Annotated in this window: 17 protein-coding genes; 6 read left to right on the forward strand and 11 right to left on the reverse strand. The window is 75.6% G+C overall.

Annotated elements, in window-relative coordinates:
• Window positions 1-124: 124 nt before the first annotated feature.
• Both IF99_RS0108110 and IF99_RS0108115 read left to right on the forward strand, forming a co-directional pair.
• On the forward strand, window positions 125-1,180 hold the full coding sequence (locus tag IF99_RS0108110) for a hypothetical protein (RefSeq protein ID WP_030995680.1): 1,056 nt from the start codon (window positions 125-127) through the stop codon (window positions 1,178-1,180).
• Between the two features lie 214 nt (window positions 1,181-1,394).
• Window positions 1,395-1,586 carry a hypothetical protein gene (locus IF99_RS0108115; protein ID WP_030995681.1) on the forward strand — a complete coding sequence of 64 codons (192 nt, stop codon included), beginning with the start codon at window positions 1,395-1,397 and terminating at the stop codon, window positions 1,584-1,586.
• A gap of 80 nt (window positions 1,587-1,666) precedes the next feature.
• Here the strand turns inward: IF99_RS0108115 and IF99_RS0108120 are convergent, their stop codons facing one another.
• Complete coding sequence (locus IF99_RS0108120; RefSeq protein ID WP_030995682.1) at window positions 1,667-2,545, reverse strand: NAD(P)-dependent oxidoreductase; 879 nt, start codon at window positions 2,543-2,545, stop codon at window positions 1,667-1,669.
• Window positions 2,546-2,822: 277 nt separating this feature from the next.
• On the opposite strand from IF99_RS0108120, the gene IF99_RS0108125 reads away from it, so the two are divergent.
• From IF99_RS0108125 to IF99_RS0108135, 3 genes are all read left to right on the forward strand, one after another.
• Window positions 2,823-3,044, forward strand: coding sequence for a hypothetical protein (locus IF99_RS0108125; protein WP_030995683.1), 222 nt, complete (start codon window positions 2,823-2,825; stop codon window positions 3,042-3,044).
• Window positions 3,045-3,049: 5 nt separating this feature from the next.
• Window positions 3,050-3,619, forward strand: coding sequence for a DNA-3-methyladenine glycosylase I (locus IF99_RS0108130; protein WP_037826617.1), 570 nt, complete (start codon window positions 3,050-3,052; stop codon window positions 3,617-3,619).
• 302 nt (window positions 3,620-3,921) lie between these two features.
• A complete protein-coding gene (locus tag IF99_RS0108135) occupies window positions 3,922-5,490 on the forward strand; it encodes an MFS transporter (protein ID WP_030995685.1) in 1,569 nt (522 codons plus the stop codon).
• Between the two features lie 142 nt (window positions 5,491-5,632).
• Here the strand turns inward: IF99_RS0108135 and IF99_RS0108140 are convergent, their stop codons facing one another.
• The 10 genes from IF99_RS0108140 to IF99_RS0108185 form a co-directional block, all read right to left on the reverse strand.
• Window positions 5,633-5,935 carry a YciI family protein gene (locus IF99_RS0108140; RefSeq protein ID WP_030995686.1) on the reverse strand — a complete coding sequence of 101 codons (303 nt, stop codon included), beginning with the start codon at window positions 5,933-5,935 and terminating at the stop codon, window positions 5,633-5,635.
• Window positions 5,936-6,224: 289 nt separating this feature from the next.
• Window positions 6,225-6,953 (reverse strand): class I SAM-dependent methyltransferase, encoded by a 729-nt coding sequence (locus tag IF99_RS33895; protein WP_030995687.1) that lies wholly within the window; start codon window positions 6,951-6,953, stop codon window positions 6,225-6,227.
• Window positions 6,950-7,666, reverse strand: coding sequence for a TIGR04282 family arsenosugar biosynthesis glycosyltransferase (locus tag IF99_RS33900; RefSeq protein WP_030995688.1), 717 nt, complete (start codon window positions 7,664-7,666; stop codon window positions 6,950-6,952). The genes IF99_RS33895 and IF99_RS33900 overlap by 4 nt, the downstream gene beginning before the upstream one ends.
• Window positions 7,663-8,385 (reverse strand): glycosyltransferase family 2 protein, encoded by a 723-nt coding sequence (locus IF99_RS0108155; protein WP_030995689.1) that lies wholly within the window; start codon window positions 8,383-8,385, stop codon window positions 7,663-7,665. Before IF99_RS0108155 ends, IF99_RS33900 begins: the two co-directional genes overlap by 4 nt.
• Before the next feature lie 179 nt (window positions 8,386-8,564).
• Window positions 8,565-9,650 (reverse strand): NAD-dependent epimerase/dehydratase family protein, encoded by a 1,086-nt coding sequence (locus IF99_RS0108160; protein ID WP_030995690.1) that lies wholly within the window; start codon window positions 9,648-9,650, stop codon window positions 8,565-8,567.
• Between the two features lie 214 nt (window positions 9,651-9,864).
• Window positions 9,865-10,722 carry a hypothetical protein gene (locus tag IF99_RS0108165; protein ID WP_030995691.1) on the reverse strand — a complete coding sequence of 286 codons (858 nt, stop codon included), beginning with the start codon at window positions 10,720-10,722 and terminating at the stop codon, window positions 9,865-9,867.
• Window positions 10,723-10,909: 187 nt separating this feature from the next.
• Window positions 10,910-11,923: a zinc-dependent alcohol dehydrogenase gene (locus tag IF99_RS0108170; protein ID WP_030995692.1), complete on the reverse strand. Its 1,014-nt coding sequence runs from the start codon at window positions 11,921-11,923 to the stop codon at window positions 10,910-10,912.
• Window positions 11,924-12,189: 266 nt separating this feature from the next.
• Window positions 12,190-12,450, reverse strand: a complete 261-nt coding sequence (locus tag IF99_RS0108175) for a type B 50S ribosomal protein L31 (RefSeq protein ID WP_030995693.1) — start codon at window positions 12,448-12,450, stop codon at window positions 12,190-12,192.
• Window positions 12,451-12,558: 108 nt separating this feature from the next.
• Window positions 12,559-13,068, reverse strand: coding sequence for a DUF5709 domain-containing protein (locus IF99_RS0108180; protein ID WP_030995694.1), 510 nt, complete (start codon window positions 13,066-13,068; stop codon window positions 12,559-12,561).
• A 1,224-nt stretch (window positions 13,069-14,292) separates the two neighbouring features.
• A complete protein-coding gene (locus IF99_RS0108185) occupies window positions 14,293-15,522 on the reverse strand; it encodes an acyl-CoA dehydrogenase family protein (protein WP_030995695.1) in 1,230 nt (409 codons plus the stop codon).
• A gap of 198 nt (window positions 15,523-15,720) precedes the next feature.
• Between IF99_RS0108185 and IF99_RS0108190 the strand changes: the two genes are divergently transcribed.
• Entirely contained in the window at window positions 15,721-16,398 is a 678-nt protein-coding gene (locus IF99_RS0108190; protein ID WP_030995696.1) for a TetR family transcriptional regulator, read from the forward strand.
• The last annotated feature ends 45 nt before the right edge of the window (window positions 16,399-16,443 follow it).

Below are 16,443 nucleotides of genomic sequence, written 5' to 3' on the forward strand. Positions count from 1 at the left end.
TGCGGAAGGTCCGCCGACACGGGCGATTCTCCCCCAGCACCGCCTGCCCACCGCCGAGGGGGAGACTCCCGGCGGGTCCGCGCCGCGCCCACTACCCTGTGGATTTCCACCGGAGGGGGGCGCTGTGCGCGTCGGTACGGCAAGGGAAGCGGCCCACGACTGGGTGACACGGCACGGGCGCGCGCTCCCGGGCTTCACCGGGGCGTACTTCAGCGGCTCGACGGTGGGACTCGACGCGGCGGCCGAGCTCTCGCCGTACGCGGACGTCGACCTCGTCGTCGTGCTCGACACGCCCCGGCCGCCGCCGAAGCCGGGCAAGTTCCGGCACGCGGGGGCCCTCCTGGAGGTCACGTACGAGCCGTGGGCGGCGCTCGCCTCGGCACACACGGTGCTCGGCGACTACCACCTGGCGCCGCCCCTGGCCCGTACGGACACCCTGATCGCCGACCCCGAGGGGCGCCTCGCGGCGGTGGCCGCCGACGTCGCGCGCGGCTTCGCCCGCCCGGAGCACGTCCTGCGCCGCTGCGGGCACGCGGCGGGCCGGGTACGGAACGGACTCGCGGCGATCCCCGCGGACGCGCCCTGGCACCAGCAGGTCACGGCCTGGCTCTTCCCCACCGGGGTCACCACGCACGTCCTGCTCGTCGCCGCGCTGCGCAACCCGACGATCCGGCTGCGGTACCCGGCCGTCCGCGACATCCTCGTCCCCGGATCCGACGAGGGGCTGTACGAGGATCTGCTCGGCGCGCTCGGCTGCGCCCACCTCAACCGGGACCACGTCACCGGTCACCTCGCCGTGCTCACGGAGACGTTCGACGCGACATCGGACGTTCCCGTGCGCACACCGTTCCCCTACGCGGCCGACCTGCGGCCCGAGGCGCGGCCCGTCGCGGTGGAGGGCAGCGCGGATCTCGTGGCACGGGGGCTGCACCGCGAGGCGGTGTTCTGGATCGTCGCGACGCTCGCGCGCTGCCACACCGTCCTCGCCGCCGACGCCCCGGCGACCCACCGCCGCCTGGAGCCCGGCTTCCGTGGCGTCCTCGCCGACCTCGGCCTGCGCACGTACACGGACCTGCGGGCACGCGGGGAGCGGACGGCCGCCGTCCTGCTGCCGCGCGTCGAGGAAGCGGCTGCCCGGCTCGTGCGCGAGCGGGCCCTGCTGCCCCGTACCGGCACGTGAGGTGCGGCTGCCCACCCCCTCACTCGTCGGACGGAGCGTGCCACGCCCGCTGCCGATACGTCCGTAGTCCGCCCTCAGCGCCGGGGAGCGGACCTCCCCCCACGCGAAGCCGCCCTCACTCCCCTCCGGGACTCTTCGCTGGTTCTTCCGGGTCGCCGCCCCGCTCGGCGCGTTTCGGGGGGCGGGGAGGGAACGGGGCGAGGACACTGTGGCGATGAGCCACGACGAACGGGACAGGGACCGTCTGGAGCGGCGCGAGGCGGAGACGCTCGGGGCCGCCCTCGCGGCGGAGCGGCACAGGGCGCGCAGGGCGCTCGCGGCGCGGGCCAGGGACGCCGACGACCTGGCCCGGCTGCTGGACGCCCTGGGCCTGCGGCCCGGGGAGGGACGGCGGGAGCCGGAGTGAGGGGGCCCGCGAGGTGACGGGCGAGCGCGGGAGGCCGGACCGCTCACCTCGCGGACGCCCGGTCCCCTCGGGCATCCGCTTCAGGAACGGCCTCCGGGCTGCCCGGCGAAGTACGTCGCGATCATGTCCTCGCCGCCGTGGCCCTCGTCGCGCGCGCGGGCGAAGCGGGCCGCCGTGGCGTCGAGGAGGTCGAGGCGGGCGCCGCTCGGCCGGGTGGCCTCCAGGATGAGACGGGTGTCCTTCAAGGCGGTCGAGAGCGCGAAGCTGGGGGCGAGTTCGCCCTTCAGGAGCGCGTCCGCCTTCATCTGGAGGTACGCGCTGTCGAGCGCCCCGCCCGTGACCGTGTCGAGGAAGAGCCGCGGGTCCACGCCGAGCGCGTCGGCCACGTTGAGGGACTCGGCGACGGAGCCGACGAGGTTGAGGAGCCAGGAGTTCACGACCAGCTTGAGGCGGGTCGCCTCGCCCGGCTCGCTCCCCGCCCACACCGTGCGCTGCCCGATCGCGTCGAGTACGGGCGTGACGGCGGGACGTGCCGCCTCGTCACCCGAGACGAGGACGATCAGCTTGCCCTGCTCGGCGGGTTCCTTCGTACCCGAGACGGGGCTGTCGAGGTAGACGACGCCGTGCGCCGCGGCCTTCTCGGCGAGCGTCGCCGTGGCCGCGAGGCCCACCGTGGACGCCTGGAGCCAGGGCTGCCCCTCGCGCAGCCCTTCCGCGGCCTGCTCCATGACGGAGGCGACCGCCGTGCCGTCGTTGAGGACCGTCAGGACGACGTCGGCGCCGCGTACGGCGGCGGCCGGATCGGAGGCGAGTTCCGCCCCGTCGGCGACGAGCGGGCGCGCCTTGTCCGCGCTGCGGTTCCACACGCGCACGGAGAGGCCCGCGCGGAGCAGGCTGCGCGCCATTCCCGCGCCCATGATGCCGGTGCCGAGGACGGCGATGAGGGGTGAATCGGACATGAGGGTTCCTCCCTGACTCGGAGTACGGCCCGTGGGGCGGGCGCGTGGCGGTGGACGGTGGTGCGGGTGCGCGGTGCGGGCCGGTCCGTCCGGTGGCTGCCGTCCCCGCAGCCCCCACCCTGGCACCACGCCGCCCGTTCCGCCCCGCCGGACGGGTGCCGGGAGTGGCGGCACCGGCCCGTGCGACACCTCATCAGACGGCGTTGTCAGTGGGGTGGTGCACGCTGGGGGCAGGCGTGCGGCACGGGGCCGGCGCCGTGAGGACGGGGAGCGTGCGGTGACGGTACGGGACAGGACGGACGAGCGCCGGGCGCGGGCGGCGCGGGCCTGCCTGCGGCTGCGGCAGGCGACGCGGGCGGTCCTCGCCGATCCGCGCACGGCGCCCGCGGCGGCGGTGCTGCTCGCGGGCCCCATGGCGGAGGCGGACGCGGCGCTGCGGGCCGCCGGGCTCGCGGGGAACGAGGCGGAGCTGTGCGCGCTGCTCGGGGTGCGGGTGTGAGCGCGGTGCGGCGCTGTGCCTGGGCGGAGGGCACGTCGGAGGCGATGACGGAGTACCACGACCGCGAGTGGGGCCGCCCGGCGCACGACGACGGCTATCTCTTCGAGATGCTGGTCCTGGAGGGCGCGCAGGCCGGGCTCTCCTGGTCGACGGTGCTGGCCAAGCGGGAGAACTACCGGCGGCTGCTCGACGGCTTCGACGTCAAGGCGGTCGCGGAGTACGGGCCCGGGAAGCTGGAGGCGCTGCTCGGGGACGCCGGGATCGTGCGGCACCGGCTCAAAGTGGCCTCGCTGCCACGCAACGCGCTGGCGTTCCTCGCCGTGGCCGAGGAGTTCGGTTCCTTCGACGCGTATCTGTGGTCGTGGGTGGACGGGCGGCCCGTGGTGCGGCACCGGGCGCGCGGTGCGCGGCCACCGGCCCGTACGGAGCTGTCGGACCGGCTCGCGAAGGACCTCAAGAAGCGGGGCTTCTCCTTCGTCGGGACGACGATCACGTACGCGTTCCTCCAGGCGACCGGCGTCGTGGACGACCATGCGGGCGACTGCTTCGTCGTCAGGGAGCCGAGCGGGGGCTGAGAGGCGGGCCGGTCCCGGACGGCTTCCCCCGGGCCGCCGTACCGGGGCCGGCGGTTCGCGCCGGGCAGGGCAGTCCGGCGGTCCGCGCCGGGCACGGCGGTCCGGGGGGAGCCGTCCGGGCTCCCCCTCGACACACCACCAACTCGGCAGCCCGGCAAGGCAGTTGTCACCTCGATTCCTGAAGAGGGAGCGTCGTCGGCACCTCCGTCGAGGCGTCCCCTCCCCGTACGGCCCCACTCCGCTCGCCGCCACCGAAAGGCGCGCTTAACGTGACATTTCGGAGCGTCGAAGGGCTGAAGACCATGAAGCACCGATCCGAGGGCCCGGCCGACCAGGGTGGCGGGGGCGCGGGCGGAGGGCAGGGCGCGAGGCCCGGCGGGCCGCGGCCCGGCGGGCGGCGGGCGCAGCGCGAGGCGCGGCACGAGACCGTCAGGAACAGGGCGCAGGCGCACCGCTGGTGGGTGCTCGCGGTCATCGCGACCGCTCAGCTCATGGTGGTCCTGGACGCGACCATCGTGAACATCGCGCTGCCGTCCGCGCAGAAGGACCTCGGGTTCAGCAACGCCAACCGGCAGTGGATCATCACGGCCTACGCCCTCGCCTTCGGCTCCCTGCTCCTGCTCGGCGGGCGGTTCGCGGACCTCATCGGGCGCAAGATCGTCTTCCTGACGGGGCTCATCGGCTTCGCCGCGGCCTCGGGCGTGGGCGGGGCCGCGCAGAGCTTCGAGATGCTGGTGGTCGCCCGTGCCGCGCAGGGCGTTTTCGGGGCGATGCTCGCGCCCGCCGCGCTCTCGCTGCTGACCACGACGTTCACCGACGCGAAGGAACGCGCGAAGGCGTTCGGGATCTACGGCGCCGTCGCGGGCGCGGGCGGCGCGGTGGGGTTGCTCCTCGGGGGCGTCCTCACCGAGTACCTGGACTGGCGCTGGTGCCTGTACGTGAACCTCCTCTTCGCGGTGCTCGCGATCGTGGGCGCGGCACGGCTGATCTCGGGCGGGCGCCCCGCGGAGCAGCCCGGGCTCGACCTGCCGGGCGCCGTGCTCGCGACCGGCGGCCTCTTCTGCATCGTGTACGGCTTCTCGAACGCGGAGCGGCACCACTGGGGCTCGCCCCAGACGTGGGGTTTCCTCGTGGGCGGCGTCGTCCTGCTCCTGCTGTTCGTCCTGCGGGAGCGGCGCACCGCGCACCCGCTGCTGCCGCTGCGCGTGGTGCTGCACCGTCAGCGCGGCGCCTCGTACCTGGCGATCTTCCTGGCGGGCGCGGGCCTCTTCGGGGTGTTCCTCTTCCTGACGTACTACTTGCAGCAGATCCTCGGCTACTCGCCCATCAAGACGGGGCTCGCCTTCCTCCCGATGGTCGGCGTGATGATCGTGATGTCCGTCGTGGTGACGAACGCGGTGCTGCCGCGCACGGGGCCGAAGCCGCTCGTGCCGCCGGGGATGCTCTTCGCCGCCGGGGGCATGGCGTGGCTCACGGGGCTGGACCTGCACAGTTCCTACGCGGCGCACATCCTGGCCCCGCTGCTGCTCACCGGTTTCGGCGTGGGCCTCATCTTCGCCCCCTCGTTCAACATGGCGACGGCGGGCGTGCGCCCGCAGGACGCCGGGGTCGCCTCCGCGATGGTCAACACGTGCCAGCAGGTGGGCGGCTCGGTGGGGACCTCGCTGCTCAACACGCTCGCGACGACGGCGGCGACGAACTACGTGGTGGGCAAACGGCCCACGAAGCTCGTGCTCGCGCAGGCGCAGTTGCACAGCTTCACGGTCGCCTTCTGGTGGTCGTCGGCGATCTTCGCGCTCGGCGTGGTCCTGACGGGGCTGATCTACCGCTGGGGCCGCCCGGCGACGGGTGACCAGTCGATCGCCACCTGAGGCGTCGTACGGGGTGCGGGGCCGTCGGCGACACGGGCCGGGCGGGCGCGGGGCCGTCGGCAACACGCACCTGGCGGGTACGGGGCCACCGGCGAGACGCGCCGCGCGGCCCCGTTCCGCGCTACCGGCGGGGAGATGCCGCTCAGGCCCCGAAGCTCTCCGCGAGCGGCCCGACGGCCGCCTTCCACTCGTGCACGGTGACGTTCTCGACGAGGCCCTGGAGCCGGAAGGGGTCCTGCTCGGTGTGGGCGAGGGCCTCCTCGGCGGAGCCGGCGCGGAAGATGAGCAGTCCGCCCTCGCCCGCCGGGTTGCTGAGCGGGCCCGAGACGAGGATGAGGCCGCGGTCGGCCAGCTCGCTCAGGAAGGCGCGGTGGGCGGGGCGGTGGGTGTCGCGGGGGGCCTCGCTGCCCGCGGGGTAGGCGTAGACGACGGCGAAGAGTGCCATCCGGGCACGTCCTTTCGGGTTCGGGTGCGCCGGGCGGCGGCCGGCGCCTCGCGGCGGTGATGCCGCGTCATGATTTCAGCCCCGCGCGCACGCCGGACGCGCGGGGCGACCACCGGGACGGGGCGGCGCGGGGCACCCGGCGGGGGCGGGCCGGGCACGCGGGCGGTCCCGGCCGAGGAAGCGCTGGTCCTCCTCGCGCTCCCGCCACCTCGCGCCCGGCTTACCGCCGTCGGGCCCCGGGCCCTCCGGGGACGGACCCGTGCCCGTCTCACCCGAACGGGGGTACCGCTCAGACCCGGCGCAGTGCCACGAAGCGGCGGCCTCCGGCCTCCCACTCCCCCGCGCCCGTCCACGCGCCCGTGTCCTCCGCGTGGCGCAGGAGCGCGCCGCTGCCGAGGCGGGCCCAGGGGAAGGGGCTGCCGTGGGCGCGGCGGCCGTCGCCGACGCGGACGCTGAGGCGTTCGTCGAGTGCGTGGGCCGCCGTCTCGGCGAGCAGGACGCCGCCCGGGCGGACGAGTTCGGCGGTGCGGCGCAGGAGCCGGGGCGGGTCGCCCCCGATGCCGATGTTGCCGTCCAGGAGGAGCGCCGTGTGCCAGGTGCCGGTGTCGGGCAGCGGCGCGAAGACGGAGCGGCACAGCGCCCCGCCGCCCGTGCGCACGGCGCGGGCGACGGCGTGCGGGTTCGAGTCGATGCCGAGCGCGGTGAGGCGGCGCTCGGCGAGCGCGGCGAGGAAGCGCCCGGGGCCGCAGCCGATGTCGAGGACGGTGCCGCGGCAGCGGTCGATGACGGTGCGGTCGGCCGCGTCGGGGGCGGCGCACCAGCGCTCGATGTCGAGCGGGTGCCGGGTGCCGTCCTCGCGGTGCAGGTAGAGCGGGCCGCGCCCGGTGCGCAGCGCCGCGCTCCAGGGGTCGCAGCGGCTCCAGGCGTGCTCCTCGTGCGTGTCGTGCCCCTCCGGCGCGGCGGGTTCCGCAGCGGCGGGCCCGGGGCGGGAGTGCGGGACGCGGGGCGGGGCGCTCATGGGTGGCTCCCCGTGGTCGTACAGGAGGTCAGCAGGCCGTGGGGCAGGGCGGCGACGGCCGCGGCGAAGCGGGAGTGCGGGGCGAGGGCGGCGACGCGCAGGGCGTCGGGGGCGGTGTCGACGTCGGTGAGGGTGGGGAGGGTGCCGGTGCGCAGTCCGGCGGCGCGCAGGCGCTCGTGCTGGAGGGCGCCGGTGTCGGGGCGTGACATGGGGACGCCGCGCAGGAGGGCGGCGCGCGGGACGGGGAGCGCGGTGGCGGCGGCGAGCCCGAGCGCCCAGAAGCCGCCGTCGCTCGCGGGACCGAGCCACGCCTCGTGGTGCGCGAAGGCGTGCGGGGCGAGGACCGGGGCGAGCACGGCGGCGTCGATCTGGGGGGTGTCCATGCCGAGCAGGAGCACGGGCCCCTCGCACGCGTCGAAGACGGCGGCGAGGCGGACGTCGAGCGCGCCGGGCACCTGCGGGATCACCTCGAAGCCGGGCGGGAGCCACGGCCCCGGCCGGCCGTCGAGGGCGAGGACGCGGCGGCGCGCCGGCAGCGCGGCGAGCGTCGCGAGGGTGTCGTGCAGCGCGGCGCGCGCGAGACCGGCGGCCTGGGACGGCGTGCAGGGCGGGCACAGCCGGGTCTTGACACGTCCCGCCAGCGGCTCCTTCGCGATGACGGCGAGCGTGAGGCCCGCGGGGACGGGGCGGGCGGCGGGTACCGGGGCGTTCACCGGGCCTCCGTTCCGGCGGCGGCGAGCACACGGCGCATGTCGTGCACGGCCTGCCAGGTTCCGCGCCACGTCCCCGTGACCTTCGACGTACCGGTGCGGGGCAGGTACGGGACGTCGCGTTCCTCGACGCGCCAGCCGGCCTCGGCGGCGCGCACGACCATCTGGAGCGGGTAGCCGCTGCGCCGGTCGCTGAGGGCGAGTTCGCGCAGCGCGGTGCGGCGGGCGAGGCGCAGGGGGCCGAGATCGCGGAGCCCGAGCCCGGTGCGGCGGCGCAGGCTGCGGGCGAGTGCGGCGTTGCCGAGCCTGGCGTGCAGGGGCCAGCTTCCGGGCGCGGGCCTGCGGCGGCCCAGGACGAGATCGGCGGCGCCTGAGGAGACGCGGTCGGCGAAGGCGGGCAGGAGGGCGGGGTCGAGCGAGGCGTCGCAGTCGCAGAAGGCGACCAGGTCCGCGGTCGCCGCTTCGAGCCCGGCGTGGCACGCGGCACCGAAGCCCCGCAACGACTCGGTGACGACGTGCGCCCCGTGGGCGGCGGCGATCTCGGCGGAACCGTCGTCGGAGCCGTTGTCGACGACGACGGCCCGCCAGCCCTCGGGGACGCGGCCGAGCACCCAGGGCAGGGCGGCGGCCTCGTTGAGGCAGGGGAGCACGAGGTCGACGGGGGCGGGCGGGGTGGCCTCGGGGGCGGTGAGCGGCGCGGGTGTGGGGGTGGGGTGGTTCATGGGCACACCGTACGAAGACGAATGCCGCGAATCGGGCAGCGCGGCCTCGCGAAACGCGGGGCGGGGGAAGGTGAGGCGCTGTCCGGGGCCCCCGCCGCGCGTCTCCGGCTCGTCCGCCTCGGCCGCCTGGCGTGTCAGCCTCCGCCGTGCTCGAGCGCCAGCCCCGCCCCCCTCGCCCCTCAGCCCCCGGCCCCCGCGCTCGTCGGCTCGCGCATCGGCTCCCTGGCGAACTCCGCGATGCCTTCGGCGAAGGGGACTTCGGCGCGCCAGCCCAGCTCGCGCGTCAGGCGGGCGGAGTCGGCCGTGATGTGCCGTACGTCGCCGAGGCGGTACTCGCCGGTGACGCGCGGCGCGGGTCCGCCGCAGGCGGTGGCGAGGGTACGGGCCATGGCGAGCAGGGTGCGCGGGGTGCCGCTGCCCGTGTTGTAGGCGGTGAGGGTGCCCGGGGGCGTGGCGGACTCGGTGAGCGCTTCGAGCGCGCGGACGTTGGCCGCCGCGATGTCCCGTACGTGCACGAAGTCCCGCCGCTGCGCCCCGTCCTCGAAGACGCGGGGTGCCTCGCCGCGCGCGAGCGCGGAGCGGAAGAAGGAGGCGACGCCCGCGTAGGGGGTGTCGCGAGGCATCCCGGGCCCGTAGACGTTGTGGTAGCGCAGGGCGAGGGCGCTGCCGCCGGTGGCGCGGGCCCAGGCGGCGGTGAGGTGTTCCTGCGCGAGCTTCGTCGCCGCGTAGACGTTGCGGGGGTCGGCGGGCGCGTCCTCGGGGACGAGGCCGGGCGCGAGGGCCGCGCCGCACGTGGGGCAGCGGGGCTCGAAGAGACCGGCGCGCAGGTCGGCCTCGGCGCGGGGGCCGGGGCGCACGAGTCCGTGTGCCGCGCAGGTGTAGCGCCCCTCGCCGTAGACGACCATCGAGCCCGCGAGCACGAGCGCGCGGACGCCCGCGCGGGCCGCCGCGGCGAGGAGGACGGCGGTGCCGAGGTCGTTGCAGCCCACGTAGTCGGCGGCGTCGGCGACGCCGTTGCCGAGGCCGACCATGGCGGCCTGGTGGCTGATCGCGTCGATGCCGCGCAGGGCCTCGTCGACGGCGGCGGTATCGCGCACGTCGGCGTGGACGAGCCCGGCGGCGCGGGGTGGCGGCACGGTACGCCCGTGGGGGTGCACGGCGGGGAGCAGGGCGTCGAGGACGAGGGCCTCGTGGCCTCGGTCCGCGAGAGCGGCGACGAGGTGACGGCCGATGAATCCGGCACCGCCGGTGACGAGTACGCGCATGTGCGGGGACCCTAGGGGCCGCCCGGCGGGGCCAGGGCGGGACGCGCCGGGGGCGGGCGGCGCGGCACTCGGGCGCGGGAGTCCCGGGTGACGGGCCGCGGCGCGACGGGCACGCGGGTGCCGCCCTCCCCCGCCCCGGCCCGTACGCGCCGGGCGGCGCGCGGTGCCCGCCACCTGCACCCCCCGCCCCGAGCGGCCTCGCGGGCCCGGCCGTTCAGGCCGTCAGGGCCGCCGCGACCTCGCGCAGGAACCGGGCCGTGGCTCGCGGGGCGGGGGCCAGTTCCGGGTTCCAGGGGATGACCGGGTGACCGCTCGTCAGGCGGGCCCAGCCGGGGACGCCGGCGAGCGCCGCCGGGGGGACGGCGTTGCCGCGCGCGTCGGCGAGGACGAGGTCGGCGCCGAGACCGGCCGCGTGCTCCCAGTCGGTGGTGAGCCAGTTGAGGCCGGGCCCGGGGCCGGGGTCGACGAGGTCGACGCCCAGCTCGGCGAGGTGGCGCAGTTCTGGCCAGGTGCCGGGGCGCGCGAGGTGCACCTGTTCGGTGCCCGCCGCCGAGAGGACGAGGACGCGCGGGGCTCCGGAGCGGGCGGCGGCGTCGCGCACCGCCGCGCGGGCTTCCGCGAGGACGTCCCCCGCCGCCGGGTCCGCCGGGGCGCCGAGTGCCTCGGCCAGCTCCGCGAAGCGGGCGACGAGGCGTGTCAGCGGGGTGCCGCCCGCGACCGAGAGGGCGACGACGGGCACACCGAGGGCCCCGGCGACGCCCTCGTCGACGGCGTAGGCGAAGTGGTCGTCGTAGGTGACGTCGACGACGAGTTCGGGCGCCACGCCACCGAGCGCCTCCTCGTCGAGCGTCTTGCCCGCGCCGAGGTAGGGCACGTCCGCGGGGAGGCCGCCCGCTTTGACCGGGTCGGCCTGCTCGCCGTCATGGCCCGAGCCGAAGATCCCGGCCGGGGTGAGCCCGTACTCGTGGAGCGCGGCTCCGGCGCGTATGTAGGCGACGACGCGTGCGGGCCGGCGCGCCGCGCGGACCACGCTCCCGCGGTCGTCCGTGAACTCCCAAGTGGTCGATGACATCCGCTCCACCCCTCCACGGCCCGCCCGGGGCCCTGGGGCCGTCCGTCGGCCCCGGGTCCCAGACTGAGCCCTGGAAGAGGCGCCGGACAAGGGCGCACCGGCTCCGGGGAAAGTAAACCGGGACAGGACGATTGTCCGGAACTCGTCTGTTGCCAGTGGCAGTTGACACAATCGTCGGGGACCGCCCTCACCGCAGGTCGAAGACCAGTCGCGCGGTGACCTTGCCCGAGAGCACCTCGTCGATCGCGAGGTTGATGTCCTCCAGGCGGCGCGTCTCGCGGAGGACACGGGTGCGGCCGAGCCGGTGCAGGCGGAAGACTTCGGCGAGGTCCTGCCGGGTGCCGACGAGGGAGCCGACCACGCTCTTGCCGCTCAGCACCGTCTCGAACACGGGCAGTTCGAGACTCCCCTCGGCGGGGAGCGCGACGAGGACGAGGGTGCCACCGCGCCGCAGGGCGCTGTACGCGGCGCGGAAGGAGTCGCGGTCGACGGCGGTGGAGAGCGCGACGTCGGCGCCGCCGAGCCGCGCGACCTCCTCGGCCACGTCCTGGTCACGGGCGTCGATGACGTGGTCGGCGCCGAGTTCGCGGGCGAGGGCGAGCTTCTCGTCGGTGAGGTCGACGGCGATGGTCTCGCCGCCGAAGATGCGCGCGTACTGGAGCGCGAGGTGCCCCAGCCCGCCGATCCCCGAGACGAGGACGCGCTGTCCGGGCCGCGTCCCTCCGGCGGTGACCGCCCGGTACGCGGTAACTCCGGCGCAGGTCAGGGGCGCGGCGTCGAGGGGGTCGATGCCCTCGGGGACGGCCACCACGTAATCGGCGTCGGCGAGCGCGTACTCGCTGTGCGTGCCGTCGGTCGAGTAGCCGGTGTTCCGCTGCCGGGAGCAGAGCGTCTCCCCGCCCGAGACGCAGTGGTCGCAGTGCCCGCAGGCGGTGGCGAGCCAGGGCACGGCGACGCGGTCGCCGACCGCGAGGTGCCGGGCCTCGGGGCCGGTGGCCTCGACGATGCCGATGCCCTCGTGGCCGGGCACGAAGGGCGGCGAGGGCGTGACCGGCCAGTCGCCGTGCGCCGCGTGGATGTCGGTGCGGCAGAGCCCGGAGGTCTCCATGCGCACGAGTACCTGGCGCCCGGTGGGCTCGGGGACCTCGCGGTCCTCGATGGCGAGGGGCTCGGTGAAGCCGGTGACGACGGCTGCCTTCATGCGGGCCTCCGGGGGCTGCGGGGGGAGCGGGTCGCCGCCGGGGGACGGGGCGGACGCGGCGTCTGCGGGCGCGTGCGGCAGGCGCGGCAGGTGCGGGGGGTACGGAGGGTGCGGCACGTGGGGCGTGTGCCGCGCCTGCCGTACGGCGAGCCGGGCGAGCGCGAGGGCGCGCAGGACCAGGGCGAGCGCGCGGGCGGCGTGCGGGACCACGCGGCGGGCCGCGCGGCGCTCGCCGGGGCCCGCGCGCGGTGCCGCCCGGCCGGTGCTCAGCGGGCGCCGCCGCCCTCGCCGCCGTACCGCTTCTCGAACTTGGCGACCTGTCCCTCGCTGTCGACGACCCGCGCCTTGCCGGTGTAGAAGGGGTGGCTCTCGGAGGAGATCTCGACGTCGACGACGGGATAGGTCTCGCCGTCGTCCCACTCGACCGTCTCGTCGCTGGTCGCGGTCGAGCGGGTCAGGAAGGCGTACCCCGCGGCCCGGTCGCGGAAGACGACGGGGTGGTAGTCGGGCTGCTTGTCCTTCTGCATCGCTGCGGCTCCTATCGGGGAAGGCCGGTGGAGAAGGCCGTTTCGGGAAGGCCGTCGGGGTCGCGAAAGGCCGCCCGGGGTGCGGGCGGCCTGTCCGCTGCGGCCGTCTCAGGGAAGGTCGTTGACGTCCTCGTCCACGGGGAGGGCGTTCTCGTCGTCCTCGACGACGTGCACGGCGGCCTCCTCGGCGGAGGCCGCGGCGCCGTCGATGCCGACGTCCGAGGCGACCAGGTCCTTCTCGGTGTCGGGCCCGAGGCCCTCGTCCGGCGCGACGAGCCGCCCGGAACGGTCCTCGCCCACCTCGTCGTCGCGCAGCTCCCCGTCCGTGTCGAGCGCGTCGCCGAGGCCGTCGCCCTGCGGGTCGCCGATGTCGGGCACCTCCTCGGCGAGCCGCTGGTCCAGCGATTCGCGCTCCTCGCTCTCGGCGAGCGTGGTGCCGTCCTTGTCCACCGCGAGCGGACGCTCCGGCGGGGAGTACCCCTCGTCGAGGGGGTCCTCCACGTCGGGATCGAGCAGCGTGTCCTCGTAGTCGAGCTGGACCGCCTCGTCCTCGCCCGGTTCCTCGGTCGCCTCGGGCTGGTAGACGTCGTCGCCACGGCCCGTGTCATCGCTGTCCACGAGTGATTCCTCCCGGTCATCGGTGCACGCCGAGCGGCGCCTCCCGGCCAGCGTGGGGGGCCGCGTGGACGCGGGCCACCGCGCGTGGGCCGAACGAGTGAGCCCGCACGGCTCGTACGGGAGCCCCCGTACCCCGCGCGAGGCCGCGCACGCACCCCGGACGTGGTGCACGCGCGCGGATACGGAGCGTGAGGCGGCCAGCGCGTCCGCCACCCGGCGGAGGAGGTGGCACCCGGTGGCCTTGTGCGCCGCACACCTCGACGGGGTGGGGGCGGGACGAGCACGGCCCGGGACGCTTCATGACCCCTTCTCCCCGGTCGGGAGCGTGTCCTCGATCACACCGAGAGGTTCTTGGCGGCACGGGCACGCACAAGCGCGACAGCGCCGCGGACGTCGCGCGTCGGCTCCCCCCGCACTGCCTCGGGGCGCGGCGATCCGGCGGGGACGGCTCACGCGGAGTGACATGGTGCCGGCTTCCAGGCCCAATTGGTCAACGGTTCTGACGAATTCACGGCGGAAACAGGACACAGCGAGCGGGTCACACGTACGAGGCCGGGCGGTCGCGTACGCCACTGATCAGGCCGCTCGGCCAGGGGAGCGGTCCTCCGCGAATCGCGGACGGCGCGCGGCGTGCGAGGCCGGAAAGAACACGGGAACACAGGGCGATGCTCTAGCGTTCACCTCTGTGGGAGGCGAGGCGCGAATCCCCCCTCGCTGCCCCTCCCACCGCGGCCCCTGCCGGTCCCCCCGTCCGGCAGGGGCCGCCCTTTGCCCGGAGCACGCGGCACGGGCGCAGTGACCCACGCCCGCAGAGCGGCGACGTCGGGGGGCGCCCTCCCGAAGTCGGCGGCCGCCTCCCGCGCCGCCCGAGGGTGCCGCAGCAGGGTGTGGCGAACGACACCCGCGTGATCTCGGCCGATCCGGCGCCTTCCCGGCCCCCGCCGCTCACCTTGCCCGTGCCGGAACAGGTACTGATCGCCAGGTGGCCGGGCAGACGTGGTCCGCCCGGTTCGCACCCCCGGCGGGCCCACCACTCCCCCGCTCGCGGCGCTCCGGATCGCGGACGAAGGGCCGGGATCTGGTGCGCGAGGACCCCGGCCGGTACGCACGGGGACACGGCAGCGCCCCGGCACGGGTCGTCCCGTGCCGGGGCGCTGCCGTCAGCGGTCCCCCCGGATTTCCGGCCCGGGCTTCACCTCGGCGAACCTGCCCGCGACCGGCGTCTCAGCGGATCGGCACCCCCGCGAGCGTGCGCGCGATGACGAGCCGCTGGATCTCGCTCGTGCCCTCGAAAATGGTGTAGATCGCACTGTCCCTGTGCATCCGCTCCACCGGGTACTCGCGCGTGTAGCCGTTGCCGCCGAAGATCTGGATCGCCTGCGCGGTGACCTGCTTCGCCGTCTCGCTCGCGTAGAGCTTGGACATCGAGCCCTCGGCCGAAGTGAAGGGCTTGCCCGTCGTGGCCATCCAGGAGGCGCGCCACACGAGGAGGCGCGCGGCGTCGATGCGGGTGCGCATGTCGGCGAGCTGGAAGGCGATGCCCTGGTTGTCGATGATGGGGCGGCCGAACTGGGTGCGGGTCTTCGCGTACTCCAGGGCCTCCTCGTAGGCGGCGCGGGCGGTGCCGACCGCCATCGCGCCGACCGCCGGGCGGGACGCCTCGAAGGTCGCCATCGCCGCGTTCTTGATCCGCTCGCCGCCCTGCGCCTTCGCCCGCTCGCGGGCCCGCGCGAGGCGCTGGTCGAGCTTCTCCTTGCCGCCGAGCAGGCAGTGCCCCGGCACCCGGACGTCTTCGAGGACGACCTCGGCGGTGTGCGAGGCGCGGATGCCGTGCTTCTTGAACTTCTGGCCCTGGGAGAGGCCCTTCGTGCCGGGCGGGACGATGAAGGAGGCGTGCCCCTTGGAGCCCAGCTCGGGGTCCACGACCGCGACCACGACGTGGACGTTGGCGATCCCGCCGTTCGTCGCCCACGTCTTGGTGCCGTTGAGCACCCACTCGTCCTTCGCCTCGTCGTAGACCGCGCGGGTGCGCATCCCCGCGACGTCCGAGCCCGCGTCCGGCTCCGAGGAGCAGAAGGCCGCGACCTTGACGTCGTCGGGGGTCCCGTACATCTGCGGCACCCAGGTGCCGATCTGCTCCTCGGTGCCGTTGGCGAGCACGCCGACCGCCGCGAGGCCCGTGCCGACGATCGACAGAGCGATGCCCGCGTCCCCCCAGAACAGTTCCTCCATCGTCATCGGGATGCCGAGCCCGGTCGGGTCGAAGAACTGCTGGGCGTAGAAGTCCAGCGAGTAGATGCCGAGTTTGGCCGCCTCCTGGATCACCGGCCAGGGCGTCTCCTCGCGCTCGTCCCACTCGGCCGCCGCGGGCCGGATGACGTCGGCGGCGAAGCCGTGCAGCCAGTCGCGGATCTCCCGCTGCTCCTCGTTGAGATCCATCGTGAACTCGGCCATGACCGGCCCCTCCCGCGTGACGAATGCTGTTACCTCAAGTAACCCGAGTCTGTTACCGGCTGGTAGAGCATGTCAACCGCCCGCCTCGCCCCCGACGGGCCCCGCACGCGGGTGTTACGTTGCGCGGTGCGCGGGGCCGTCACGCCTGGTCCGGCGGGCGAAGACGGCACGGAGACGGCACAGGCGGGGAGATTCGTTGTGGAGAGCACGGGCACGAAGGGCCGTGCCGCGCGGCAGCGTACGGCACAGCAGCGGACGGCGGCGCTGCGCCGGCGTGAACTCCTGGAAGCGGCCGACCGCGTGGTGCTGCGCGACGGGCCCGGCGCCTCGATGAACGCGATCGCCGCCGAGGCGGGGATCACCAAGCCGATCCTCTACCGGCACTTCGGCGACAAGGGCGGCCTGTACCGGGCGCTCGCGACCCGGCACACCGACGCCCTGCTCGCCGCGCTGCGCCAGGCGCTCGACGCGCCGGCCGCGACGCGCCGGGAGCGTGTGCGCCGCACGCTGGACACCTACCTCGCGGCGATCGAGGCCCGACCGCAGGTCTACCGCTTCCTCATGCACCCCGCCGAGGACGCCCCCACGCCCGAGGGCACCGGCTTCGACATCGGCCGCCACTCCGCCCCGCTCCTGCGCCGCCTCGGCGAGGAACTGGCCGCGGTCATCGCCGAGCGCGTCGACCCGGGCCCCGGCGGCACCCGCAGGGCCCGCGTCTGGGGCCACGGCATCGTCGGCATGATGCACGCGGCGGGCGACTGGTGGCTCGCCGAACGCCCGTGCGCGCGCGAGGAGTTGGTGGAGGATCTGACAGAACTGCTGTGGGGGATGCTCGGCGAGGTCCCCGACCGGGGCGAGGACGGCCCGCGCTTCTGAGGACGGCCCGCGCTTCTGAGGCGGCTCCCGGCGGGTGCCTCGCCC

Origin of the sequence: Streptomyces sp. NRRL F-5630 (assembly GCF_000719475.1) — a bacterium.
GTDB lineage: Bacteria > Actinomycetota > Actinomycetes > Streptomycetales > Streptomycetaceae > Streptomyces.